This window comes from Aequorivita antarctica (assembly GCF_007997155.1).
Classification (GTDB): domain Bacteria; phylum Bacteroidota; class Bacteroidia; order Flavobacteriales; family Flavobacteriaceae; genus Aequorivita; species Aequorivita antarctica.
Genome location: NZ_VORT01000001.1, coordinates 1 through 25,486, shown reverse-complemented (window position 1 = coordinate 25,486; position 25,486 = coordinate 1). Strand labels below are relative to the sequence as shown.

Annotated in this window: 27 protein-coding genes; 15 read left to right on the top strand and 12 right to left on the bottom strand. The window is 37.8% G+C overall.

What is annotated here, in order from left to right:
* Positions 1-31 precede the first annotated feature (31 nt).
* The 5 genes from alr (at position 32) to ESU54_RS00115 (ending at position 5,527) form a co-directional block, all read left to right on the top strand.
* Positions 32-1,141, top strand: coding sequence for an alanine racemase (gene alr, locus ESU54_RS00135; RefSeq protein ID WP_111843132.1), 1,110 nt, complete (start codon positions 32-34; stop codon positions 1,139-1,141).
* 75 nt (positions 1,142-1,216) lie between these two features.
* Positions 1,217-1,627 (top strand): large conductance mechanosensitive channel protein MscL, encoded by a 411-nt coding sequence (gene mscL / locus ESU54_RS00130; RefSeq protein WP_111843133.1) that lies wholly within the window; start codon positions 1,217-1,219, stop codon positions 1,625-1,627.
* Between the two features lie 133 nt (positions 1,628-1,760).
* Complete coding sequence (locus ESU54_RS00125) at positions 1,761-2,750, top strand: aspartate-semialdehyde dehydrogenase (protein WP_111843134.1); 990 nt, start codon at positions 1,761-1,763, stop codon at positions 2,748-2,750.
* Positions 2,751-2,868: 118 nt separating this feature from the next.
* Complete coding sequence (locus tag ESU54_RS00120) at positions 2,869-3,249, top strand: DoxX family membrane protein (RefSeq protein ID WP_111843135.1); 381 nt, start codon at positions 2,869-2,871, stop codon at positions 3,247-3,249.
* A 115-nt stretch (positions 3,250-3,364) separates the two neighbouring features.
* Positions 3,365-5,527, top strand: a complete 2,163-nt coding sequence (locus tag ESU54_RS00115; protein WP_111843136.1) for a prolyl oligopeptidase family serine peptidase — start codon at positions 3,365-3,367, stop codon at positions 5,525-5,527.
* 33 nt (positions 5,528-5,560) lie between these two features.
* Here the strand turns inward: ESU54_RS00115 and ESU54_RS00110 are convergent, their stop codons facing one another.
* From ESU54_RS00110 to ESU54_RS00090, 5 genes are all read right to left on the bottom strand, one after another.
* Entirely contained in the window at positions 5,561-6,565 is a 1,005-nt protein-coding gene (locus ESU54_RS00110) for an NAD(P)H-dependent glycerol-3-phosphate dehydrogenase (protein ID WP_111843137.1), read from the bottom strand.
* 303 nt (positions 6,566-6,868) lie between these two features.
* Complete coding sequence (gene nadD, locus ESU54_RS00105; RefSeq protein WP_111843138.1) at positions 6,869-7,459, bottom strand: nicotinate (nicotinamide) nucleotide adenylyltransferase; 591 nt, start codon at positions 7,457-7,459, stop codon at positions 6,869-6,871.
* Positions 7,460-7,476: 17 nt separating this feature from the next.
* Entirely contained in the window at positions 7,477-8,049 is a 573-nt protein-coding gene (gmk, locus tag ESU54_RS00100; protein WP_111843139.1) for a guanylate kinase, read from the bottom strand.
* On the bottom strand, positions 8,050-8,907 hold the full coding sequence (locus ESU54_RS00095) for a YicC/YloC family endoribonuclease (RefSeq protein WP_111843140.1): 858 nt from the start codon (positions 8,905-8,907) through the stop codon (positions 8,050-8,052).
* A 79-nt stretch (positions 8,908-8,986) separates the two neighbouring features.
* A complete protein-coding gene (locus ESU54_RS00090; protein WP_111843141.1) occupies positions 8,987-9,943 on the bottom strand; it encodes a YheT family hydrolase in 957 nt (318 codons plus the stop codon).
* 86 nt (positions 9,944-10,029) lie between these two features.
* Between ESU54_RS00090 and ESU54_RS00085 the strand changes: the two genes are divergently transcribed.
* The gene (locus ESU54_RS00085; protein ID WP_111843142.1) at positions 10,030-10,503 is read left to right on the top strand and encodes an acyl-CoA thioesterase; all 474 of its coding nucleotides are present in this window, start codon (positions 10,030-10,032) and stop codon (positions 10,501-10,503) included.
* Here the strand turns inward: ESU54_RS00085 and ESU54_RS00080 are convergent.
* The 3 genes from ESU54_RS00080 to ESU54_RS00070 are packed head-to-tail and all read right to left on the bottom strand — an operon-like array spanning position 10,500 to position 12,523.
* A complete protein-coding gene (locus ESU54_RS00080) occupies positions 10,500-11,402 on the bottom strand; it encodes a DMT family transporter (RefSeq protein WP_111843143.1) in 903 nt (300 codons plus the stop codon). The genes ESU54_RS00085 and ESU54_RS00080 overlap by 4 nt on opposite strands.
* Positions 11,399-11,755, bottom strand: coding sequence for an arsenate reductase family protein (locus tag ESU54_RS00075; RefSeq protein ID WP_111843144.1), 357 nt, complete (start codon positions 11,753-11,755; stop codon positions 11,399-11,401). The genes ESU54_RS00080 and ESU54_RS00075 overlap by 4 nt, the downstream gene beginning before the upstream one ends.
* Before the next feature lie 9 nt (positions 11,756-11,764).
* Positions 11,765-12,523: a DUF3298 and DUF4163 domain-containing protein gene (locus ESU54_RS00070; RefSeq protein WP_111843145.1), complete on the bottom strand. Its 759-nt coding sequence runs from the start codon at positions 12,521-12,523 to the stop codon at positions 11,765-11,767.
* 243 nt (positions 12,524-12,766) lie between these two features.
* On the opposite strand from ESU54_RS00070, the gene ESU54_RS00065 reads away from it, so the two are divergent.
* Positions 12,767-13,909 carry a cystathionine gamma-synthase gene (locus ESU54_RS00065; protein WP_111843146.1) on the top strand — a complete coding sequence of 381 codons (1,143 nt, stop codon included), beginning with the start codon at positions 12,767-12,769 and terminating at the stop codon, positions 13,907-13,909.
* Between the two features lie 74 nt (positions 13,910-13,983).
* On the opposite strand, the gene ESU54_RS00060 is transcribed toward ESU54_RS00065, so the two are convergent.
* On the bottom strand, positions 13,984-14,784 hold the full coding sequence (locus ESU54_RS00060; RefSeq protein WP_111843147.1) for a THC0290_0291 family protein: 801 nt from the start codon (positions 14,782-14,784) through the stop codon (positions 13,984-13,986).
* A gap of 257 nt (positions 14,785-15,041) precedes the next feature.
* Here ESU54_RS00060 and gdhA point away from each other — a divergent pair, with 257 nt between their 5' ends.
* The 4 genes from gdhA (at position 15,042) to ESU54_RS00040 (ending at position 20,196) form a co-directional block, all read left to right on the top strand.
* Positions 15,042-16,385: an NADP-specific glutamate dehydrogenase gene (gdhA, locus tag ESU54_RS00055; protein WP_111843148.1), complete on the top strand. Its 1,344-nt coding sequence runs from the start codon at positions 15,042-15,044 to the stop codon at positions 16,383-16,385.
* A 135-nt stretch (positions 16,386-16,520) separates the two neighbouring features.
* Positions 16,521-18,833 carry a type IX secretion system anionic LPS delivery protein PorZ gene (gene porZ / locus ESU54_RS00050; RefSeq protein WP_111843149.1) on the top strand — a complete coding sequence of 771 codons (2,313 nt, stop codon included), beginning with the start codon at positions 16,521-16,523 and terminating at the stop codon, positions 18,831-18,833.
* Positions 18,833-19,552 carry a DNA repair protein RecO gene (gene recO, locus ESU54_RS00045; RefSeq protein WP_111843150.1) on the top strand — a complete coding sequence of 240 codons (720 nt, stop codon included), beginning with the start codon at positions 18,833-18,835 and terminating at the stop codon, positions 19,550-19,552. Before porZ ends, recO begins: the two co-directional genes overlap by 1 nt.
* A gap of 92 nt (positions 19,553-19,644) precedes the next feature.
* Positions 19,645-20,196, top strand: coding sequence for a ferritin (locus ESU54_RS00040; RefSeq protein ID WP_111843151.1), 552 nt, complete (start codon positions 19,645-19,647; stop codon positions 20,194-20,196).
* 4 nt (positions 20,197-20,200) lie between these two features.
* Here the strand turns inward: ESU54_RS00040 and ESU54_RS00035 are convergent, their stop codons facing one another.
* Positions 20,201-20,779: a GNAT family N-acetyltransferase gene (locus tag ESU54_RS00035; RefSeq protein WP_111843152.1), complete on the bottom strand. Its 579-nt coding sequence runs from the start codon at positions 20,777-20,779 to the stop codon at positions 20,201-20,203.
* 155 nt (positions 20,780-20,934) lie between these two features.
* Between ESU54_RS00035 and ESU54_RS00030 the strand changes: the two genes are divergently transcribed.
* Positions 20,935-22,218, top strand: a complete 1,284-nt coding sequence (locus tag ESU54_RS00030) for a PQQ-dependent sugar dehydrogenase (RefSeq protein ID WP_111843153.1) — start codon at positions 20,935-20,937, stop codon at positions 22,216-22,218.
* Between the two features lie 69 nt (positions 22,219-22,287).
* Here ESU54_RS00030 and ESU54_RS00025 read toward each other — a convergent pair whose 3' ends face one another.
* Positions 22,288-22,740 carry a Na(+)-translocating NADH-quinone reductase subunit F gene (locus ESU54_RS00025; protein ID WP_111843154.1) on the bottom strand — a complete coding sequence of 151 codons (453 nt, stop codon included), beginning with the start codon at positions 22,738-22,740 and terminating at the stop codon, positions 22,288-22,290.
* A 298-nt stretch (positions 22,741-23,038) separates the two neighbouring features.
* Between ESU54_RS00025 and ESU54_RS00020 the strand changes: the two genes are divergently transcribed.
* The 3 genes from ESU54_RS00020 (at position 23,039) to ESU54_RS00010 (ending at position 24,905) form a co-directional block, all read left to right on the top strand.
* Positions 23,039-23,530 carry a hypothetical protein gene (locus ESU54_RS00020; protein WP_111843155.1) on the top strand — a complete coding sequence of 164 codons (492 nt, stop codon included), beginning with the start codon at positions 23,039-23,041 and terminating at the stop codon, positions 23,528-23,530.
* A gap of 143 nt (positions 23,531-23,673) precedes the next feature.
* The gene (locus ESU54_RS00015) at positions 23,674-24,216 is read left to right on the top strand and encodes a DUF6090 family protein (RefSeq protein WP_146848065.1); all 543 of its coding nucleotides are present in this window, start codon (positions 23,674-23,676) and stop codon (positions 24,214-24,216) included.
* Between the two features lie 356 nt (positions 24,217-24,572).
* The gene (locus ESU54_RS00010) at positions 24,573-24,905 is read left to right on the top strand and encodes a hypothetical protein (protein WP_146848063.1); all 333 of its coding nucleotides are present in this window, start codon (positions 24,573-24,575) and stop codon (positions 24,903-24,905) included.
* A gap of 84 nt (positions 24,906-24,989) precedes the next feature.
* Here the strand turns inward: ESU54_RS00010 and ESU54_RS00005 are convergent.
* Positions 24,990-25,486: transposase (locus ESU54_RS00005; RefSeq protein ID WP_249041323.1), on the bottom strand; the 497-nt coding region annotated here is incomplete at its 5' end.

The window sequence follows — 25,486 nt, the reverse complement described above, 5'->3', positions numbered from 1 at the left end:
TAATAGAAAAAAATATAAACTTCAAGTTTAAATGCCCAAAGCCACCGAAACTTTATTGGAGATAAACCTTAACGCGCTCGACAATAATTACAGTTACCTTACTTCAAAACTAAAGCCTAAAACCAAAGTACTTGCCGTGGTAAAAGCCTTTGCCTACGGAAGCGATTCTGTAGTTATTGCAAAGGAACTTGTTGATTTGGGCGTTAATTATTTCGCCGTTGCATACGCTAATGAGGGTGAGACGCTCAGAATTGCAAATATCGAAACGCCAATTTTGGTGCTACATCCGCTTCCTGTTAGTTTTGAGGTAATAGTAAACCGCTGTTTGGAGCCGAGCATTTATTCTCGGAAAACCTTGCAAGAGTTTATCGCTTTTGCGGAAGCAGAAAAACAGACCAATTATCCAATTCATTTAAAATTCAATACAGGCTTAAACCGTTTGGGTTTTGATGAAAGTGATATTTCTTTTATTGTTGAAATACTTTCGAAAACCACAAGCGTAAAAGTGAAATCAGCATTTTCACATCTTGCTGCGAGTGAGGATTTAAATGAGAAAGAATTTACATTAGGGCAGATTGAAGGTTTTCGGAAAATTTCAGAAGAGCTTATAGTGAAACTTGGTTATAAGCCACTTCTTCACTGCGTAAACACTTCTGGAATTATCAACTATCCCGAAGCACATTTTGACATGGTACGCACAGGCATTGGTCTTTACGGCTTCGGAAACGACAAAGAAGTAAACAAGCATTTAAAGCCTGTAGCGACTTTAAAAACAGTTATTTCACAAATTCACACGGTACAAAAAGGTGAAAGCGTAGGCTACAACCGAGGCTTTATTGCTGAAAAAACAACGCGTTCCGCAACGCTTCCCATTGGTCACGCAGATGGAATTCCACGTTCTTACGGTAGAGGAAAGGGCTGGGTAACTATAAACGAAAAAAAAGCCCATATTCTCGGCAACGTTTGCATGGATATGATAATGGTAGATGTTACTAATATTAACTGCGAGGAAGGTGATGAAGCCATCGTTTTTGGCCCTTCCGCAAATGCTGAAGAATTATCAGCAGCAATAAATTCTATTTCTTATGAATTAATTACTGCAGTTTCACAAAGAGTAAAAAGGATTGTTTGCCGCAAATAATATTAGAATTCATTTTTTAAATTAATGAATTCTTTTGAGTATTTTAGTAGCTATTAACTTCTAAAACCAATCAACATGTTAAAAGAATTTAGAGATTTTATTATGACCGGCAACGTGGTAGACCTTGCCGTTGCTGTAATCTTGGCAGGCGCTGTGGGGCTTGTTGTTACAGGATTTACAAATGACATGATTATGCCACTCGTTGGCCATTTTACTGGTGGAATGGATTTTGCGGACCTTAAATACGTGCTTGATCCGGCTGTAATTGGCCCAGATGGTGAAGTTGCCAAACCTGAAAATGCTGTTATGTACGGAAGGTGGATCAATGCTTTGATAAACTTGGTAATCGTTGGTTTTGTATTGTTTTTAATTGTTAAGGCATACGCAAAAGTAAGAGCCAAAAAAGTAGAAGCTCCAGCACCACCTCCAGGCCCATCAGAAGTAGATTTATTAAAAGAAATCCGCGACGAACTAAGAAAAAAATAAATTTCAGCCACCGCTGCATTACATATTCTAACCTTAAACCCTTCTTCGCCTAAAGCTTTGGAGGGTTCTTTTTTTCCTTTAATTCAGAAAAAATAACTTGCTATAAACTACTTTTGCGTAAAATTCAATTAAAATGAAATTAGCTTTGGTAGGAGCCACTGGAATGGTTGGCGAAGTAATGTTAAAAGTGTTGAACGAACGAAATTTCCCAATTGACGAACTACTTTTGGTAGCTTCGGAAAAATCTGTGGGGAAGGAAATTTCTTTTAAAGGGAAAAATCATAAAGTAATCGGTTTAGAAGAGGCCGTTGCTGCAAAACCCAACATCGCCATTTTTTCTGCTGGCGGAAGCATCTCCTTAGAATGGGCGCCAAAATTTGTGGAGGCTGGAACTACTGTAATCGACAATTCTTCTGCATGGAGAATGGAAGCCGATAAAAAACTAATCATTCCCGAAATCAACGCACATTTGCTGACCAAAGACGATAAAATAATAGCCAACCCAAATTGTTCAACCATACAGTTGGTAATGGCTTTAGCGCCGCTTCATAAAAAATATAAGATGAAAAGGGTAGTTGTTTCCACCTACCAATCTGTTTCTGGGACTGGCGTTAAAGCCGTTCAGCAAATGGAGAATGAAATGGCTGGAATAAAAGGGGAAATGGCTTACCCATACCCAATCCACCGAAACGCAATACCGCATTGCGATGTTTTTGAGCCTAATGGCTACACCAAAGAAGAAATGAAATTGGCACGCGAGCCACAAAAAATATTGGGTGACCGCACGTTTTCAGTTACTGCAACAGCCGTTCGTATTCCAACCGCAGGAGGCCATAGTGAGGCTGTAAATGTTCAGTTTGAAAATGATTTTGAATTGGGAGATATCCGCAGAATTCTGCACCAAACTCCAGGGATCACTGTTCAGGATAACCCAGACACCAACACTTACCCAATGCCAATTTACGCACACGACAAAGACGATGTTTTCGTTGGGCGCATTCGTCGTGATGAAACGCAACCCAATACCCTAAATATGTGGATAGTGAGTGATAACCTTCGGAAAGGTGCTGCAACCAATGCTGTTCAAATAGCAGAATATTTGTTGAACAACAATCTCGTTTAGTTTTTTAAGATAAAATAAAGGAATCTTTTTAAAGATTTGTTAAAAAAATGCACTTTTTTTAAAGGTGCATTTTTTATTTTTCAGTATCTTTAAGGATTAACCTTTAAACCTAAAGCCTATGAATTCAACTTTTACTAAAATCCTAAGAATTATATTAGGCTTGGGATTAATATTTTTTGGACTGAGCAAACTGATGCACTTCAACTTTATGCCAACGCATATCTATACAGGAGATGCTGCTATTTTTATTGATTCTCTCAGCAACACAGGATACATTCTGAAAGTTGTTGGAGTTTTTGAACTCTTTATTGGATTGCTCCTGCTGTTTAACAAATGGGTGCCATTTGCTTTACTATTACTTGCGCCTATCACGTTGAATATTTTGCTATTCCATTTGTTTATGGATACACCAGGGCTTATTATAGCTATAGTGATCTTGGCTTTAAACGCTATATTGATCTACAAACATTGGAAAGTTTACAGACCATTATTTCTCTGAAATTGAATGTTTTTGTTAAAATGAAGGCTTCCGAAATGGAGGCCTTTTTCTTTTCTCTACTATTTTCTATACATTTAAAAAATGTACATTTGCATTTCGTAAAAAATAAAATCTTATGAAGTTTTTAATCGTTCCTGCAATTTTAATCCTTGCCTTTGTTGGCTGCAAAGAAGAACCTAAAAAAGAAGTAATTTCCGTGACCTATCCGCAGACAAAAAAAATAGATACCGTGGACACCTACTTTGGTGTTGAGGTAAAAGACCCATACCGTTGGCTGGAAGACGACCGTAGCGAGGAAACCGCAGCGTGGGTAAAGGCTGAAAACGAAGTAACTTTTGATTATTTGAACAAAATACCTTTCCGGGAAGAATTAAAAAACCGTCTTTCCGATCTTTGGAATTATGAAAAAGTAGGCGCACCATTTCATGAAGGGAACTATACTTATTTCTACAAAAATGACGGGCTGCAAAATCAATATGTTATCTACCGTTATAAAACTGGAGAAGATCCAAACACCGCTGAAATATTTTTAGATCCTAACACTTTTAAGGAGGATGGAACAATCTCTTTGGGCGAAACTAGTTTTTCCAAGGACGGAAGCAAATTAGCATACAGCATTTCTGAAGGTGGAAGCGACTGGCGCAAAGTGTTGATAATGAAAACCGAAACTAGGGAATTGGTAGGCGATACTTTGAAAGACATTAAATTTAGTGGGCTTTCGTGGAAGGGAGAAGATGGATTCTATTATTCTAGTTATGACAAACCAAAAGGCAGTGAACTTTCAGCAAAGACCGATCAACACAAAGTGTATTATCATAAATTAGGTACACCTCAAAGTGACGATAAAGTTATTTTTGGCGCAACACCTGAAGAAAAGCACCGCTACATAAACGGAAGTGTAACCGAAGACAACCATTATTTAATTATCAGGGCAAGTACTTCAACCACGGGAAATAAACTTTTTATAAAAGATCTTACAAAACCAGATTCTAAATTTGTTACCATTTTGAACGATACTGATTCAGATACTTTCATTATGGAGAATGTTGGTTCCAAACTATACATCGTTACCAATAGGAACGCACCGAACAAAAAAATTGTTACTGTAGATGCTGAAAATCCGACTCCAGATAATTGGAAGGAGTTTCTTCCTGAAACTGAAAATGTGCTTTCTGCCAACACTGGTGGTGGAAATATTTTTGCCAATTATATGGTCGATGCGGTTTCAAAAGTGATGCAGTATGATTATGATGGGAAATTGATTCGAGAAATTAAACTTCCTGGGGTAGGTTCCGCCGGTGGTTTCGGAACAAAAGAGGAAGAAAAGGAACTGTATTATTCCTTCACAAATTATGTAACTCCCGGAAGCATTTATAAATATGATATTGCGAGTGGCGCTTCAGAATTACACATAAAACCCGAAATAGATTTCAACCCAGAAAACTACGAAAGCCATCAGGTTTTCTATACTTCCAAGGATGGAACAAAAATCCCGATGATTATTACCCACAAAAAAGGCTTGAAAATGGATGGGAAAAATCCAACGATACTATACGGTTATGGTGGATTCAACATCAGCTTAACTCCAAGTTTTAGTATTGCTAATGCGGTATGGATGGAACAAGGCGGTATATATGCAGTGCCAAACTTACGTGGCGGTGGCGAATATGGTGAAAAATGGCACAACGGCGGTACACAGATGAAGAAACAAAATGTGTTTGATGATTTTATAGCTGCGGCTGAATATTTAATCAAAAACAATTACACCTCTAGCGATTATCTTGCAATCCGTGGTGGTTCAAACGGAGGTTTGTTAGTAGGAGCAACAATGACCCAAAGACCCGATTTGATGAAAGTAGCGCTTCCCGCAGTTGGAGTTTTGGATATGCTTCGTTACCACACTTTCACGGCTGGTGCTGGTTGGGCGTATGATTACGGAACAGCAGAAGATAACAAAGAAATGTTTGAATATTTAAAAGGATATTCGCCATTGCACAATGTAAAAGAAGGGGTTGCATATCCTGCAACATTGATTACCACTGGCGACCATGACGATAGGGTGGTGCCAGCGCACAGTTTTAAATTCGCTGCTGAACTTCAATCGAAACAAACAGGAAACAATCCTGTTTTAATACGAATTGAAACCGATGCCGGCCACGGAGCGGGAACGCCAGTAAGTAAAACTATTGAGCAATATGCCGATATTTTTGGATTTACCCTTTTTAATATGGGTTATGAAGACTTACCCGAAAAAATCAATAAAGACATTAAAAATTAAAAAAAGCCCCGCTACTAGTAGCGGGGCTTTTTTTTAATCCAACTTTTCCGTTAGCTTTTTAAATATCTTTCTGGGATCCTTATTTTCATAAAGAATTGCGTAAACAGCATCTATTATTGGGGTTTTGGCCTTTTTCTTTCCCTTTTGCTGGTTGAGATTATAAGCGCTTTTTGTAGCGTAATAACCTTCGGCTATTTGGCTCAGTTCCATTTGGGCGCTTTTGACGGTGTAGCCTTTTCCAATCATTGTTCCGAACATTCTGTTTCGGCTAAACAAGGAATAGCCCGTAACTAACAAATCGCCCAAATAAGCAGAGTCATTAATATCACGTTTCATTTTGTGAACTTTTTTCACATACTTTTTCATCTCGCGGATGGCGTTGCTCATCAAAACGCTTTGGAAATTGTCGCCATAGCCAAGGCCATGTGCAATTCCTGCGGCAACAGCGTAAATGTTTTTAAGCATGGCGGCATATTCAGTACCTAAAACGTCGTCGCTGATGTTGCATTTAATATAATCACTGCTTAATACCGATGCAAGACATTTTGCCTTTTCTGCGTCTGCACTTGCTATGGTTAAATAGGAAAGTCTTTCAAGCGCAACTTCTTCAGCGTGACAAGGACCAGAGATAACACCAATGTTATTAAACGGAACTTTATAATGCGTATTAAAGTGGTCACCAACAATCAGACTGGTTTCGGGAACAATGCCTTTAATGGCTGAAAAAACTACTTTGTCTTCTAAAGAAGCCGTCAGTTTTTCAAGTTCTTGGCTAAGGAAGGCTGAAGGAATTACGAAGATTAGATAATCGGCATTGGAGACTGTCTCATTAATGTCTGTGCTGAGTTTTAATTGTTTCAGGTTAAACTCCACTGAACTTAAATAGTTTGGGTTGTGGTTGTTCTTCTTTATAAAATCTACGGAAGACTTACTGCGCATATACCAACCTACTTCGTCTAGGTTTTCACAGAGCATTTTTACAATTGCCGTGGCCCAGCTTCCCCCGCCAAAGACTGCAAATTTTGGTTTGTCTGACATTTAATTGAATTAATAAATCAAAAGTACATAATATCTGCCAAAACATCCATTACTCTATTTTAAATCAGAAGGGAAAAAGAAGATTCGGATGTTCCATCTGTCCTATGAAAAACAATTACTGTCATCAGATGAAACTTTTAACAATAGCTTAAGAATGGCAGCACAATCATTCCTTGATTTATGGCGTTATGGGTTTTGATTATTGAAATGGGTTTACCCTTGAATACGAAAGTAGTTTCAATGATTTTGGTTGGTTATTTAGTTGAGGCCGCTCCCCAAGTGTTAATTTGGTGGGGCGGTTTTTTATTTATAGAAATTCATCTCATCCAAATACTTCCAAACTTCCGTCGAAAGCATAGGGCGAATGTTTTTTCCAGATTTTATGCCTTTGCGGATAAATGTTGAAGAAAGTTCAATAATTGGGGCATCAATCTTTTTTATCTTTTTGTGATTCTCGAATTGCGTTTCCAAAGTTCCTTCGGAAATTCTGGGATAAATATAAATTGAATAGCGTTCTAAAATAATCTCATAGTTTTTCCACTTCGGGAAACTTTTCAAGTTGTCCTCGCCCATAATTAAACAGAAGTTTTTTTCGGGATATTTTTCTTCCAAATAAGCCAGAGTATTCACAGTGTAATTTGGCTGCGGAAGATCAAATTCCACGTTACTTGCTTGCAATTTTGGATAATTTTCAACAGCAATGCGAACCATTGCAAGCCGATGATGATCTTCCAAAAGTGTTTTTTTCTTTTTTAAGGGATTGTGAGGAGTTACTACAAACCAAACTTCATCCAAATCGCTGAACTCCACCAAGTGGTTGGCAATTATCAAATGCCCAACGTGTATTGGGTTGAAAGTGCCGAAATAGAGTCCTATTTTTTTTGAAGATTTCAAATTTTAGATGTTGCTTTTTATTGTTTTATAAAACCCTCCACCAAATCGTGTGCTTCGTTTAGAGCCGTTTCCAAATCGTGGTTTTTGATTATATAGTCAAACTGTGGTGCTGTAGCCAATTCCACTGAAGCTTTTGCAATACGCATATTGATGCGTTCATCGCTTTCAGTCTTGCGTTTTTTGAGTCTGATTTTCAGCTCGTCAATGCTCGGAGGTTTTACGAAAACAGCCAAGGTTTTATCGGGGTATTTCTTTTTAATGCGAAGTCCGCCAACAACGTCAATGTCAAAAATTACGTTTTTGCCATGGCTCCAAATACGCTTCACTTCACTTTTCAAGGTGCCGTAAAAATTGTCGCGATACACTTCTTCCCACTCCAAAAAATCATCGTTTTTGATGTGCTGCTTAAATTCTTTGAGTGAAATGAAATAGTAATTTTCTCCGTGTTTTTCATCACCGCGAGGTTCCCGAGAAGTACAGGAAACTGAAAACTCCAAGTTGAGATCTTCTTGTTTCAACAAATGCTGCACAATTGTGGTTTTTCCACTGCCAGAGGGTGCCGAAAACACTATCAATTTCCCTCCTTCCATCTATAGAACGTTAAGTGCTTGTTCCTTTATTTTTTCCAGCTCGTCCTTCATTTGCACCACTACTTGTTGCATGGGCGCATAATTTGCCTTGCTGCCTATGGTATTGATTTCACGGCCAATTTCCTGAGTGATAAACCCTAATTTTTTTCCGTTTGAATCGTGCGAATTCAGTGATTGTTCAAAATAATCGAGGTGATTTTTTAAACGCACTTTTTCTTCGGTGATGTCGTATTTTTCAAGATAGTAGATCAATTCCTGCTCAAAACGGTTTTCGTCCACTTTTTCCTTTAAATCAGCAACCGCTTTGCGAAGTCTTTCTTTTACACCGTCAATCCTTTCGGGATCCAAGGCAATCACTTCATCTAGCAATTTTGAAATGGTTTTAGAGCGATCCAAAAAGTCATTTTCCAATACCAAACCTTCGTCGGTTCTATACTTGTTGATGGCCTCCAATGCGCTGTCAATTCCTTTTAGAATGGTTTCATATTCCTTTTCATCTATTTCTTCGCGCTCTGTTTTCATGGCATCGGGCATACGTACCGCCATTTTTAAAAGCTCCACGGGATCACCATTTACAACGTTCGCCAATTGTTTTATGTATTGTTTAACAACGCTTTCGTTAAGTTGGGTTGTAACTGCTTCGCCCGTAACTTCAATGTAAAGTGAAAAATCTACTTTTCCACGCTGCAATGATTTAGCTAGCAAGTCACGGATTTCAAGCTCTTTTTCACGATAGGCCGAAGGCACACGTGTGTTGAGGTCAAGTCCTTTACTGTTAAGCGATTTAATTTCAATGGTAATAGTTTTGGATGGCAGTTGAATAATTTCTTTGCCGTAGCCCGTCATGGATTGGATCATATTCCTAATTTTGTGAAGGCAAAGGTAATAAAATTAGGCGGTAGGTTGTGGGTTTGAGGCGTGAGGGTTTTAAACTGAATTATTCATTCAAGAATTGCACCGCACGTTTTTCACTGTAATACAATTTATTTGTTTGATGAAAACCCACGTGGCCGCCGTATTTTGGAATTTCGAGGTGGAGGTTTTTCATAGTTGAAACCAATTCTGTTGGATAACATTCCGAAGAAAGGAAACTGTCGTTTTCGGAATTCAAAATAAAGACAGGAATTTGGATATTCGGAAGAAACTGTAGGCTGCTGTTCTTTTCGTAATAATCTAAAGCATCTTTAAAACCGTGTGCTGGGGCGGTATAAATATTATCGAACTCCAAAAGGGAGGTGATTTTTTTATAATCTGAAGCCGTCATTTTTTCAGGGAAATCCTTCATTTTGGTTTTGTACTTTTTCCGAAGATCGAACAAAAAGGAATTTCTATAAACCCAATTGGAAAACTCATTTAATGATTCCAAAGAACCCTTTAAACTTAAAGGGGTTGAAATGGCTACGGCTTTTTTAATTTCCTTCGGAAAAGATTCGCGTTCTCCCAAATACTTTAAAAGTAAATTGCCCCCCAAACTAAAACCTACTAAAGTTATTTCGGTGTATTTGTCTTTTTTAAGAATATGATTAATAATCGCTTCCAAATCGTCAGTTTTTCCTGCGTTATAGGATTGATAGGAAAGATTATCTTCACCGCTACAGCCCCGAAAATTTACGGCTGCTGCATCCCAACCGTTTTGATTTAAAATTCTGGCTTGCCCCTTCATATAGGTTCGCTGGGCGTTACCTTCGAGACCGTGGAGCAGGATTGCAACTTTCCGCGACGGCTTATTGGCAAAGGACCAATCGATATCCATAAAATCGCCGTCTGGCAATTGCAAGCGTTCTCGTTGTTGGACTAAATTGGGTGAAGGGCGAAGTTTCGCAGAATAAATAGTTGAGAAGTGTCCATTTTTAAAGGGAAATAAAGGTTTGTAATTGCTTTTAATTAGCGGCATTTTCTAAAAGAAATTTTAACAGAAACTAAACACATTTATTATGCTTGCATAACAAAAGTACTCTAAATTTGTAGAAAAATTTGAAGATGTACACAAAACAATTTGAAATACGCTGGAGTGATGTGGATGCCAATCGGCATCTTCGCAATAGCGCGTATATAGATTACATGAGTCACACCCGTATGAGTTTTTTGATGGAAAGCGGAATGGATCAACGGCATTTAGCGGAGTACAATTTGGGGCCGGTGGCTTTTTATGAGCATATGTATTATTTCCGTGAATTTTTTCCTGGGAAACCGGTTACTGTTTCACTCCAATTAAAAGGATTGTCTGAAGACGGGACATATTTTGAATTTCTGCATAATTTCTACGATGAGAAAGGTAAAAACTATGCCCGCTGCGAAATGATGGGCGGATGGATTGATTTAAAAGAACGAAAGCTCGTGGAACTTCCGAAGGAGTTTTATGATAAATTCAATTCATTGGAAAAGACGGATGATTTCAGAATTCTTACTAAAGAAAACACCCGAAAATACAGTCAGCGTCCAATAGATCTTTAATCTGAAAATTTACGGGCACGTTTTATTGTGGAAAGGTAAACACCCAAAAATATTAATGCTGCTGCGCCAATTCTTAATGAAGTGAGACTATCTGCGCCAACTATTACAGCAAAAATCACCGCAATTACTGGTTGCAAATAAATAAATGCACCTATGGTTGAAGGGCTCAGTTGTTTTAACGCGTAAATATTTAGAAGATAGGTCATAACCGTTGTGCAGATTACCACAAAGGCCAGTTTCCAAAGGTCCTCGAAAGGAAGGCTCGTCCAAGCTACTTCAGTAAATTCTGAAATTCCGATTGGCAGATTTATTAGGAATGCAAACAGAAAGAGAAACTTCATTAAAGTAATGGAACTGTATTTTGGCACTAAGGGTTTCACTAAAATCAAATAGATAGAATAGGAGGTTGCATTTACTATAAACAGTAGGTTTCCGAGCGGAATATTTGGGGCATTTGGTTGTTCTTTCATTCCAAAGAGGATTAAAACCAAAGCTCCGCAAAGCCCTAGAAAGATACCCAGACTTTTCACCCAAGTTATCCGTTCCCTTAAAATAAATGCGGCGAGTACCAATAACAAAACGGGTGACAGTGTTATAATAACGGAACTATTGATGGGTGTGGAAAGGCTTAATCCCTTAAAGAAGGCAAGCATATTTAAAACCATTCCGAAGAACGCGCAGATTACAAAACGAAACCAATCGCGACGCTCAATTTTTTCTGAAGGGAAGAACAAACTTAGTATCCAAAAAATCACTGCTGCCCCCGAAACCCGCAATAATATAAAGCCGAACGGCTGAATTACATCTGGCATCAGTCCTTTTGCAATCGTATGGTTTATACCATAGATGGTGCTGGCAGTGGTTGCCGCCAAAAGCGCAAAGATGCGTTGGTTTGTCAATTATTATGGATGGATTTTTTTGCTTCCGCAACCGTTTTTGGGCTACTGCCAATAAAAATTTTATCGTTGTTTACAATTACGGGACGCTTCAAAAAAGTATAGTGCTCCAAAATGAGTCCTTTGTAATTTTCCTCCAAAAGATTTTCATCTTTTAAACTTCGCTCTTTATAGAGCTTTGCCCTGCGGCTGAAAAGCGCTTCAAAGCTATCAGTTAGGTTGAAAAGTTCATTCAATTCTTTTTCTGTAATTCCCTGTACTTTTAGATCCTGTTTTATGAAAGATGATGGAATTTCTATTTCGTCCATCACACGTTTACAGGTATCACAGGTTGATAAATAATATACTTTTTGCATAGCCCAAAACTAATCAATACTTAGGAAAGGCTTGGCTTCTTTCATAGCTATTTTTAGTTCTATCGGGCCATCTGCATAGCTGGCAATATCGTATTGGTTGTAAACAAATATGAGACTGTCCTGTGTAAAACCGACACTTTCGGGAAGATAGAAATCGTCATTCTCAAACCAAAACCCATTGTCATTAATTGATTGATCTTTTGCTATTTTTTGTTCTGCACGAAATTTCTTTTCCGCGAAAGCAGTGAACTCTTTGTTGTTTTTAAAAAGCTCATTTGAATTGAGCTCGTCCCCGGTTTTTGGATCAATGTTTAGAAATGAAGTGGTGCCATATCCGTGAGCACCACCAGTGAAAAGGTATTGCCGCATTTCAAAACAAAGATGCCCTTTTGAACTGTAAATTTCATTCACAGAGATTTCAGCAAAATACTCCCCAGCCATATCGGGGAATTGCGTTTTATCAGCATTGTAAGCTTCAATAAAACCAGTTGCTGCTTCTTGTATTGTTCTGGCAGTTGGAATGGTGTCTTCACCCATTAAAAGCGAACTGAAGATGAAGTTTTTAATCTTCTTGTTTATTTTTTCAGAAACGCCATCATCGCCAAAAACTTCCACATAGTTGATAGTAACTTCGGGACATTTGCTATTGGTGCAAATGGAAAGCTCCTTTTCTGTAAAGCTTTCCGAAGAAAACTCAATATTTTTTTCTTGGTCGCAACTCACGATTATAAGCGCAATTATTGTTACGACCGCAATTTTGTTATTCATACGTTAAAAGGAATAGATGGTTAGCTATCACAAATGAAACTTTTACATTTGCATTTCAAAAGTAATAACTTTAAAATCAGCGATTGTGAAAGTTATATTAAATGATAAAATATAGTCTTAATATTACTTTTTGTTATTTAAATTAATATTCATTTATATGGAATGGCCATCAATGAATTATAAATTAATTGAAGATGTATATTTGGGTATTCCATCTTCTTATTTCTCAAATATTATATACAGATGAAATTCAACACCAAAACAATACACGGCGGGCAGCATAATGTAGATCCGGCTTATGGTTCTGTTATGCCACCAATTTATCAAACTTCAACTTATTCGCAAACCACTCCAGGTGGTCACAAAGGTTTTCAGTATTCGCGTAGCGGCAATCCAACACGTGCTGCTTTGGAGCGCGCTTTTGCCAGTATTGAAAACGGCGAATTCGGAATTGCCTTTGGAAGCGGTCTTGCAGCAATTGATGCCGTAATGAAGCTTTTAAAACCTGGCGATGAGGTAATTTCTACCAACGATCTTTATGGTGGAACCTACCGTTTGTTCACCAAGATTTTTGAAGGCTTTGGTATAAAGTTCCATTTCATCGGAATGGAAAATGCCGATAAAATTGAAGATTACGTAACTGATAAAACCAAACTCATTTGGGTGGAAACTCCAACCAACCCAATGATGAACATCATAGACATTAAAAAGGCGGCTTCAATTGCTAAAAAACACAAAGTTCTACTTGCGGTTGACAACACTTTTGCAACACCTTATTTGCAACAACCATTGGAAATGGGTGCAGATATAGTGATGCACAGCGCCACAAAATACCTTGGTGGGCATAGTGATGTGGTTATGGGCGCTTTAATTGTAAAAGATAAAGATCTTGCGGAAAGACTTTATTTTATCCAAAACGCAAGTGGTGCTATTTGTGGACCGCAGGATAGTTTTCTTGTTTTGAGAGGTTTGAAGACGCTTCACATCCGCATGCAACGCCATTGTGAAAATGGGAAAGCCGTTGCGGAATATTTGACAAAGCATTCAAAAATTGAAAAAGTATATTGGCCTGGTTTTGAAAGCCATCCAAATCATAATATTGCAAAAGAACAAATGAGGGATTTTGGCGGGATGATTTCATTTGTAACCAAGGGAAATAACTATGATGAAGCCATCAAGATAGTAGAAAATTTAAAAATCTTCACATTGGCAGAAAGCTTGGGCGGGGTGGAAAGCCTTGCAGGCCATCCTGCAAGTATGACCCACGCTAGCATTCCGAAGGAAGAACGCGAAAAAACAGGTATTGTTGATTCGTTGATTCGTCTTTCCGTGGGTATTGAAGATATAGAAGATTTAATTGCAGATTTGAAACAGGCGATAGGATAGTTCAATCAGTTTATAGAAAACAAAACGGGTCAGATTATTTAGAATCTGACCCGTTTTTATATTTTAAAAAATCTTTAATCTATATAATAAATATACCCAATATTTAACCAATAAATCCACTCATTGGCTTTGTTTTCGGGAACTGGCGTTGTTCCGTTGTTTTCAAGTGTTGGATTAAGACCGTCCACATAATCTGAAAAGTAATGCTCCCAGCGACTGTCCAGCATCAAATCGCTCAACGGGGTTAATTTGTAACGAATACCAACGCTGCCTACAACGGCCCAAGTGGAAGCAGGTCCCTGTTGAAAGGAATTATAGTATTTATCCGGCGTAGATATAGGAGTGTTTAAAGGTCCCAAGGAAGAGGTAACCTCAGAGCTATAACTTACCCAATGTACCCCAAAGCTCATAAAGGGTGCAATTTTATAAGCGCCCGCAGCAAAATCACGGATGCTAAAAGGAAAATATTCCAACTGTGACCCAATTTCAAAAACAGTAACAGAACCGCTCATGGCACGAAGTTGATCTGCAAACAAAGAAGTTTGGTCAGCTTCTACCCAACGACCAAAATGCTCCAGATTTGTTTTGTGGTAGTCAATCTCATTACGGATCTTAAAGTGATCGTTAAAATACTTATCGCGGGTGTAGCAATTACAATCTGCACGATACGAAAAATTGAGATAATGGATAAGACCAACTCCAAAACCAGTGTTTTTAGCATTGGTTTCAAAATTATTACGCTGACCAAAATCTGAATAGAAAACTACGGGCCCTGTAATTAAACCCACCTCGTGAGAAAAGCCAAGCTGACTGTAAACTTCTTGCTTTGTTAAGACCAACAAGAAAAATACCAATAGTAAAATTCTGGTATTCATTATAAAAATAGGTTTAGTTTGAGACACAACAAATATATAAAAACATGTTTAACAGCGAAATTTAATAATACTATTTAGCTTATTTGTAAAAAATTGCACACTGTTTTTATCATAACGCTTATATTTGTGCCTTCCTTATGTAATTGTTTAATTTAATGTGCTTTTTAAACATTTTTTTTTGAAATGTATTCAGTAAAACACATTCTAACATCCAGTAAATAAGGAAATTCGCTAAAAGTAAAATAAAATTATAACCGATGAAGCAAAGTATAAAGGATTTCATTTCTGAAGTCGAAAAACTCAATCCCAATGAACCTGAATTTCTTCAGGCGGTAACCGAGGTTGCCGAAACAGTAATCCCTTTTATTGAAAAAAACGAAAAATATGCCAACAAAAAACTGTTGGAACGTATGGTAGAGCCTGAGCGCACCATACTTTTTCGTGTTCCATGGACGGATGACAAAGGTGAAATTCACGTAAACAAGGGTTACAGAATTCAATTTAATTCTGCCATCGGGCCATACAAAGGAGGCTTGCGTTTTCACCCTTCCGTAAACCTTAGTATTCTTAAATTTTTAGGGTTTGAACAAACTTTTAAAAACAGCTTGACTACGCTTCCAATGGGAGGTGGAAAAGGTGGCTCCAACTTTGACCCAAAAGGAAAGAGCGATAATGAAGTGATGCGTTTCTGTCAAAGTTTTATGACAGAACTATCAAGATATATTGGCCCAGATACCGACGTTCCCGCTGGAGATATTGGTGTAGGTGGTCGCGAAATTGGCTTTATGTTTGGCCAGTACAAACGTATTCGTAACGAATTTACCGGAGTACTAACCGGAAAAGGCCGTTCTTACGGTGGTTCACTTATTCGTCCTGAAGCCACGGGCTATGGAAATGTTTACTTCGCAAAAAACATGCTTGCAACCAAAGGCGAAAGCTTTAAAGGAAAGACAGTAGTTATTTCTGGCTCTGGAAACGTTGCACAATATGCCGCCGAAAAAGCAATAGAGTTTGGTGGAAAAGTAGTTACATTTTCAGATTCTGCTGGTTATATTTATGATTCCGAAGGTATTAACGCAGAAAAACTTGCTTTCGTAATGGATTTGAAAAACGAAAGACGCGGCCGAATTTCAGAATACACAAAAAAATATACTGGCGCAAAATATGTTGAAGGAAAACGTCCGTGGGAAGTGAAATGCGATATTGCACTTCCTTGTGCCACACAAAATGAATTGGACGGTGAAGAAGCCAATATGCTTTTAAAGAACGGATGTACTTGCGTAGGCGAAGGAGCCAATATGCCTTGCACACCAGAAGCTATTGAAGCATTTCAAAAAGCGAAGATTTTGTTCTCCCCCGGAAAAGCTTCAAATGCAGGTGGGGTTGCAACCTCAGGTTTGGAAATGTCTCAAAACTCTTTGCGATTAAGCTGGACCGCTCCAGAAGTTGATGAAAAGCTTCACAATATTATGAACGACATTCACGCCGCTTGCGTACAATACGGTAAAGACGGTGACGGTTATGTGGATTACGTAAAAGGAGCAAATATTGCAGGCTTTGTAAAAGTAGCCGATGCAATGCTTGCCCAAGGAGTAGTTTAACCGGTTCAAAATTCAAAATAAGGCTAAAGCCTTTCCGAATATCTTTTTATATTATGAAGGATATGGAAAGGCTTTTTCATTCATATACAGCAATAAATAGTATTTTAGCGTGTTAATAAACAAAACCAGTTTTATATGAAGCGGTGGATCATTGCTTTTCTTCTACTCATTCCGTTTCTGGCAATCGCCCAGAATTTCGAAGACCGTTGGACGGGACATTTCTCCTATGTTTCTGTGAAAGACATTTCGCAGGGCGATAACAAAATTTTTGTGGGTGCCGAAAATGCGGTGTTTACTTATAATCTTTCTACGCAAAAAATTAAAACCTTATCTACCGTTAATGGGCTCTCGGGGGAATTCATTACTACAATTCATTACAGTGAAGCTTTTAAATTGTTGATTATTGGCTATGAAAACGGACTGATAGATATTGTGAAAGACGGTGAAGAAAACATCTTGAAAGTGGTTGATATTTTCGAAAAGCAAACCATTCCGCCCGACAGAAAACGCATCAACAATTTCAACGAATACAATGGTAAGATTTATATTGCCACAGAATATGGTATATCGGTATATGATCTTGAGAGATTGGAGTTTGGCGATACTTATTTCATCGGGGATGGTGGAAGCCAGATAAACATTGTGCAGACAACCGTGCAGGAACCTTATATTTTTGCGGCCAGTGCTGGTAACGGTATGCGCAGAGCTATGGTGGCAGATGATAATTTGATTGATTACCAAAACTGGACCACCATTATGGGCGGAGGTTTCAGAGCTATGGAAAAATTGGGTAACGAGCTTTATGTTTCAAACAGATCGAATTCTATTTTGCGGTTTACGCCTCAAGGAAATACAACTGTTGTTCAAACTTTTAGTTCTGAAGTGCAAAAATTCAGGCTTGCAGCTGATTTATTGACCATTACCACAAAAAAAGGAATCTACGCCTATTCTGATGGATTTGTACAGCAATCCTCAGTGACGAATGTTCTAGACTTTGAGCTAGACCTTCAGTCTGGTTATGGCTTTGGAAATAACTTCTATTTGGGTACTGCAGAAGATGGACTATTAATTGTTCCTTTTGGAAGTATGCAGGCCACACAGGTATTACCAAATGGACCTATTAGAAATAAGCCATTTGCACTCGATGCAACACCTGGACAATTATGGGTGAGTTTTGGTGAAGTAGATCGTGATTTTAATCCATACCCTCTTTCAGAGTTTGGTGTAAGTCATTTGAGTGATACTTTATGGACAAATATTTCATACGAAGATTTGGATGCAAGTGTTGCAGGAAAGCCATCCGATTTAATAAAAGTAACAATTAATCCCCAAGCACCTAATGAGGTGTATATGAGCTCTTTTCAAGCTGGACTCCTTAAAATTGTTGATGATGTACCTACGGTTCTTTACGACGACACCAATAGCCCATTGGAAAGAGTCTTTCTCCCATTACCAGGCGGAGGAACAGCTGATGCTGGGATAAGATTATATGGTTCACAATTTGACAATCAGGGCAATCTGTGGTTTGTGCAGAGCAAGCTGGACGAAGGTCTTATTAAATTAACACCAAACGGACAGTTTCAAAAAACAGATGTTTCAGTTTTTTTCAATCCAGTAAGTGATTTGGCTTTAACCAAACTAGCTTTGAGCCGAGAAAACTATGTTTTTTTTGGAACATATGAAAATGGAGTGATAGGCTATAACGCTAATGTCAATAAATTTAACAAAATAGGAGAAGGTTCGGGTAATGGTAATTTACCTTCCTCAAGTGTTAGGGCGTTAGCATTTGACAGCCAGAACAGATTGTGGATAGGCACACTTAAAGGACTCAGAATACTCTATAGTCCCGGAAGCATTTTTGAGGATGGATCAGCACCAGAATCACAAGCAATTATTATTCTTGAAAATGGTGTGGCACAAGAACTTTTGTATGAGCAATCCATAACAAGTATTAAAGTGGATGGTTCCAATAACAAATGGATTGCCACGGCTACTTCCGGAGTGTTTTATTTGTCACCGAACGGGCAGGAAACCTTGCTGCGTTTCACAAAAGACAATTCGCCATTGCCCACTAATAACGTTCAGGATATAGCGATTGACCCTTTTACGGGGGTCGTTTATTTTGCAACCACACAAGGTCTTGTGGCTTATAAAGGAAGCGCCACCGCACCCAGTGATAATTTGGAAAATGTACATGCATTCCCCAACCCAGTACGACCTGGATTTTATGGAAACGTAACCATAGATGGCCTTACGGCTCGGGCAAACGTAAAAATAACCGACATTAACGGAAGTCTTGTTTTTGAAGAAACCTCAGAAGGAGGAAGCGTTCTGTGGGACACTACAGCTTTTGGGAAGTATAAAGTTCGTTCAGGCGTTTATTTGGTATTGGTTACCACAGATGATAATTTGGAAACCAAAGTCTCAAAAATAATGATTATCCGCTGATGGTTGTCGCTACCAAAGCCATTGTATTTTCAGCCATAAAATATTCCGAAGCAGATCTCATTGCTAGTTGTTATACCGAAGTTGCGGGAATAAAAAGCTATTTGCTGCGAAACATTCTAAAATCAAAAAAAGGCAAGCTAAAAGCATCTTATTTTCAGCCCCTCACCCAGTTGGAACTTATTGCAGAACACAAAAATAAGGGCAGACTTGAATTTATTAAGGAAGCAAAAGTATTTTATCCCTATCAAACACTGCATACAAATATCGTAAAATCTGGCTTGGTTATGTTTTTGTCTGAAATGCTCAAAAACTGCATCCGCGAGGAAGAACCCAATCAAGAACTTTATACTTTTTTGGAACAATCTTTCCAGTGGCTTGACCAAAGTGATGAAGTAGCCAATTTTCACATTTTCTTTTTGTTGCAATTAAGTATGCATTTGGGGTTTTATCCAGATGCTTCAAATATTGATGAATCATATTTCAACATAATGGATGGCAATTTTCAAGCTATAAACACAAGCAACTATTGTTTGCAAGGACCACAGATAGAAAATTTTAAAAAGTTCTTCGGAGTAAATCTGGAAACTTTAAACACTATAAAGCTTTCAAAAAAAGACCGACATAATCTGTTGGAACTTATCTTGGGGTATTACAGTTTTCATGTGCAAGGCTATCAAAAACCAAAATCACTGGTGGTATTGAACCAATTATATTCCTAAAATCATTCTATTCATAAAAAATTGCACTAATGTAATGTTAAGGCAACACGCTGTGTGTTTAACAATATGTAATTTAGGGGTAAAACAATATTATGGACACTAACAGACTTTCAAAAAAAATTGAAGACGTTTTAAACAAACAAGTTACACAAGAAGCCAACGCAGCGCAGATTTATCTTTCCTATGCCATTTGGGCGGACAGTGAGGGATATGCAGGTATTGCAAATCTTCTTTTCAGACATTCTGGCGAAGAACGCAACCATATGATGAAGGTGATTGAGTATATTCAGGAACGCGGTGGAAAATCCAAGATTTCGGCTTTATCAGCTCCGCCAAAAGATCCAAAAAACCTTCAGGAATGTTTCGAGAAAATATTTCAGCACGAAGTAGACAACACTACTGCCATTTATGGAATAGTAAACCTTTCCCAAGAAGAAAAAGATTGGGCAACGTGGAATTTTGGTCAATGGTTCGTGAAAGAACAAATAGAAGAAGAAACCTTAGTAATGGATCTTTTGGACAAATTGAAAATTGCTGGAGGTGATAAAGCAACAAGTGAATCCTTGCTTTATTTGGACACTAAAATTGGGGACCAAGAAGACGATGCAGATCTTGCTCGCGATGCAAGCGTTGACAATCCATAAATAATTACAACTTGAGTTGCAAGTGTTCGTAAACACTATTGCCAAGTTGCTTTTTACCCACACTTTCAAACCCCAATGCCGAATACAGTTTTTTGGCGCTGGGGTTTTTTAAATCTACCAAAAGCCCAATCTTTTTTTGGCTGCCTTTTTTGGCTTGATTTATTGCTGCAGCCAATAATTGTTTGCCAATTCCTTTTCCTTGATGCTTGGCGGAAACGCTTACCGTGTCTATATATACTTCCTTCGATTCGGTTTCATCTTCAATTACTAAATCTGTAACCTTGTATTTTTCGGCTATATACTCTAGAAATGGTTGCCGGTATTGGGATAACAATGAGCCATCATAAAACGTAATGGAGCCCATGACATTCCTCATTTCTTCATAAACCAGCGTATGCTCAAAGCTATATTGATTGGCTTTTTGTTGAAAAAAATGCTCAAAAAGTGGAATGGCCATTGGTGGATCTTCAGTATTGGCAAAGGTACAGGCCAAGTCTTCCATTGCCTGGATTATCAATGGAGCTACCTGTTTATAATCTTCGGGACGGGCGGGGCGAATATTTTTAAATATATCGGTTTTCATAGTGCAAATTTATAAAAGTGAAATGCTTTGGAAGCACATCATTTTTCAATATTTAAAAGTATAACAGTTTCTTAAGATAGACTTCTTCAGCAAAATAATATATTTCATATAAGAAAAAGCTAATCAATTTATTAAGCAACCCAAAAGAACAAATTATGAAAATTCATTTCTTGCTTTTCGTTTTAATTATTGTTCCAATTTCACTTTTTTCACAAATTAAAGATGAGAAACAGCTTCCTGATCCCTTTGAAACAAAATCTGTCTCAAATTATTCCAACGTAATTGGTTGGAAAGAAGGAGAAACTCCAAAGGCACCGGAAGGGTTTACAGTTACTAAATATGCTGATGGTTTTCAAAACCCGCGCTGGATGTATGTTACCTCAAATGGAGACGTTTTAGTTGCTGAAAGTAATAGTAATTACAGTATTCCGAAGCAAATAGGAGCTACTATCATTGGTGCTGGGGGTTCAAACAACTTAAAACACAGTGCAGATGTAATCACGATTTTGCGTGATACCGATAATAATGGTAAGCCCGACGTTCGCGAAACATTACTCACTAAAAAAGAAGGCCTCAATCAACCATTTGGGATGCTCGTTATTGATGATTGGTTGTATGTTGCCAATACCGATGCGGTGATGCGCTATCCATACAAGGCTGGACAAACCAAAATCACTTCCATGGGAGAGAAGATTGCTGACCTACCTGCTGGAAAAGTAAATAGGCACTGGACACGAAACTTGATTGCAAATGAAGATAATTCCAAAATATACATTGCCGTAGGCAGTGGTGACAATGCAGGCGAAAAGGGTATGGAACACGAAGTGATGAAAGCCAACATTCTCGTAATGAATACGGATGGTAGTGACCTTCAGGTGTATGCTTCGGGACTTAGAAACCCAGTTGGAATGGATTGGGAACCAACCACAAAAACACTTTGGACTTCAGTTAACGAACGCGATGATTTGGGTGATAATTTGGTGCCTGATTATTTAACTTCGGTAAAAGAAGGCGGGTATTATGGTTGGCCATATTCGTATTGGGGTAACCATTACGACCCAAGAATTCCGGTACCGCCAAATGTTAGGTTGAAAGAAGCCATTGTGCCAGATGTTGACCTTGGTTCGCATACGGCTTCTCTTGGTTTGGTTTTTTACACCGCAGACGCTTTCCCCGAAAAATACAAAAACGGAGCATTTGTGGTACAGCACGGCTCTTGGAATAGAGATATTCTGTCTGGCTACCGTGTGGTTTTCATTCCTTTTGAAAATGGCAAACCTGCTGGTAAACCAGAAGATTTTCTTATGGGTTTTATTGTTAATGGTAATAAAGATGAAGTACGGGGAAGACCCGTGGGTGCAGTAATATTGAAAGATGGCTCCATGTTAATAACAGATGACACTACAAACCATATTTGGAGGGTTTCTTATGATAAATAACCTAGTATTTCCAAAATAAAAATTGTTATTAAACCTCTTTTATGGCAAAGTCCGATAAAGGAGTTTTTTTTATTGGGCAGTTTCCAAAAGAGGCATTTCGGTTTCTTTTTGAAGTAGCGGATAAAAATCCATTACATTTTTTATCCCGTCAAGAAAACACAAAATTGCAACTGCAGCACAAAGGCCTTTAAAGAGGGTTTCTTTGGAAGTCGGGTCTTTTGGTTTGGTATTTCTGTAATTCAACGGAAGTTTATAACCACAGCCTTTTAAAAATTCAGCTTCAATTTTTAGGAGTTCCAGAGGTGAATAGCCTTGAAATTTACGTCCTAAATTTTCGTGAACCAGACCAACATAGTTCAATTGCAGCGAACCATGTTCGTCGCTGAGATGCTTCCAACTATCGGTATTATTGCAAATATTTCCCACCGCGCAATGATTACAGCACTCAGCATTTAGAGTGTTGTTGTGGAAAGCGGTGTACAATTTTTCCAGTGCGGCGTCTAGTCTTTTTGTGGTTTTCATAATCATCTTCTTAGCTACCTATGAAATGCCCATCACCGAATTTCAAATCAAATGAAAAGATTATTCTGGGCATTCCATCTTCTTATTTATCAAATATTTTATACAGATGAAATTAATAAATATCGCTAAGAAGCCTTATAGGTTTTTGGTTTTTTTTTGGCATTGTAAAAAAGTGACGAGATATACTATATGTGAGGGACGTATATGGCGGGATAAATTGTTATCTCTTTTGGGTCTTGGTTTTTAAAAAGTGCTTATATACAGCCTTATGCTTGTATATAAGCAATAGCTCTTAAACATGCGCATAACCATACTGTTTGGGTTGTATATAAGCACTTTTTTGGTAAATTGCGGATATATAATAGTTACCCAACATTTGAAAAAAGCCACTTACATACAATTTAAAGCCCCAAAAACGGAACAAGAATCTCAATCAGACGGAATTGTTAAACGGACTTTTAAAAGTGCAATCGTCGGAATTTTGACCTCTATAATTCCCAAAGCGAATCCTGATTTTGAAAATAAAATTGACCTAGTAGAAAACTGGCTCATTGAATTGGATTTTGAAACTGGAATCCCTGAACGCGAAATCGGATTAAATAAAAATGGACAAGTGATTTTGAAAATGCCGTTTAAAAATAATTATGGATATTGGACTGACAACAACTTGATGTTAAAAGATTTCAAAAAACATTTTAAAACTTCAGAAATCAACAATACGGATTTTGAAAAATATTGGAATTTATTTGACCAAATAGCGGACAAAAAAACGTTGGGTAACACCGTGTAAAAAACATTGCTTATTTTAGTTAAGTCGTTTGGTCGTTGCTTTGTTTGCTAGCTTCTGATTTTCCTTCGGAAAATCCTCGCACTCAAACACGCAACGAAACCATAACCTAAACGCTGTGCTTAATTACCAGAAACCGCTAACCAATGATAAAATTCTTTAGAAAAATTAGACAAAAAACTCTAACTGAAAATAAGTTCGGAAAATATCTGACTTATGCAATCGGCGAAATAATACTGGTGGTAATTGGAATTTTGATAGCATTATCAATTAATAATTGGAATGAGGATAGACAAGCCACAAATTTAGCGAATGAAAACTACCTCAATTTACTCACATCTCTAGAGCAAGACTCAATTACTGTTCAAAAAACTATTGAAAGGAATATGATAGGATTGAGAGCACTACGTAAAATTATTCCATTAAAAAAAAACGCAGAACTTTTAGAACTTACCGAAGAAAATCTTAACAAATATTTGATGCAATTTAGTTATGCTGCTCGAAGTTTTATTCCAAAATCAGGAGTTTATAACTTACTTACCTCAAACAATGGTTTTGATTTAATAAAATCCGATAAAATAAAGTCGTTACTTATTAATCTTTACGATTATCAATATAAAGCTTATGAAGATTTAGATTCCCAAATTGACAACAAATATCATAATCAATTGGGTTCTATAATGAGATAAAAAATTGGAATAGTTGCGGAATTTATACCAGAACTATCTATTGTTCAAAGTACAACACCAGAACTTTTTGAAAAACACTACTTTGAACTAGCATCTGAATCAAGAGACATATATGGAATGTTATCGTTTAATAAAAATAACCTAATTCAAATAGAACAATCAATAAATGAACTGATTTCATTTATTAGAGATGAAATTAAAAAATAACGAAAGCGCAACCACGTGTATATTTAATTGCTAGGTCTAGCCTACTTACGAACATTCCTGCGGAATATTCTATCTGTGATTTATTTGCTAAATTAGGTGCTTAACCACGCAACTAACCATACACAACAACGTTACCTGCAAGCTAAAAAATGATATTAGGATATTTTGACTACGTAATTATTGCAATAGTAATTTTTCTATCAATAAAGTATTGGAATAACGAATTCAATTGGAAGAAAGGCTGTTTCTTAAACTTCTTATTATTTGGTGTGGTTATACCATTTCTTTCAATAAATATTGGAGTTCTGTTTGAGATATTTAATGAGAGTGATTCCAATGATTTGATTTTAGATCACGGATATTTAATATTCCTTTTCTATTGGATTTTAGGAATTCTATTTTCTATTGTTATTGGAAGAAACAATAAACGTAAAAGGAAAAAGCCAGCAGGTAACAATGGTAACCGTTGCACAACCCCATAATTTATAAAAACCCAACCCATATAAGCCGCTTTAAGCGATTTTGTTTTTTAGTTCAGCGTTGGGAATGGGCAGAATTTGGAACCGTTAAAAAGAGGGGATGCTTTTGTAGAGCGCCGTTTTGAAAAAAAAATGAAAAACAAGGCATCCCGCCCCGCTTTTTGTGCGTTTTTGGATAAACTTTAGGTATTTTTTGAGGTTGTAGGCCATTGCCGAGAGGTGCATACATTTGTTGGCTTGTGCCAGCCCCAGGGTGTTTACCTTGCCCAGGCCCATAAACTGGGTGAGCGTCCCGAAGACCGGTTCTACCGTACTCTGCCTTTTGCCCTTCATATACCTGCCCTGGGGGCTGTTGACCCGCGCAATGTTGCGCTGATACTCTGCACGGTAATAGGTAACGCTGAACTTCTTTTCCTGTGCGCTTTTGCCCAGACAGCTGCTCCTTATGGGGCAATCGATGCACACGTGCTTGCGAGCTCGGTATTCCTTTTTTCTAGTCTGCGTCCTGCTATCCAAAAACTCCTTGGTAAAAGGAATGGTCTTTCCCTGCGGACAGCGATAATAGTCTCCTTCCTCATTGTAAA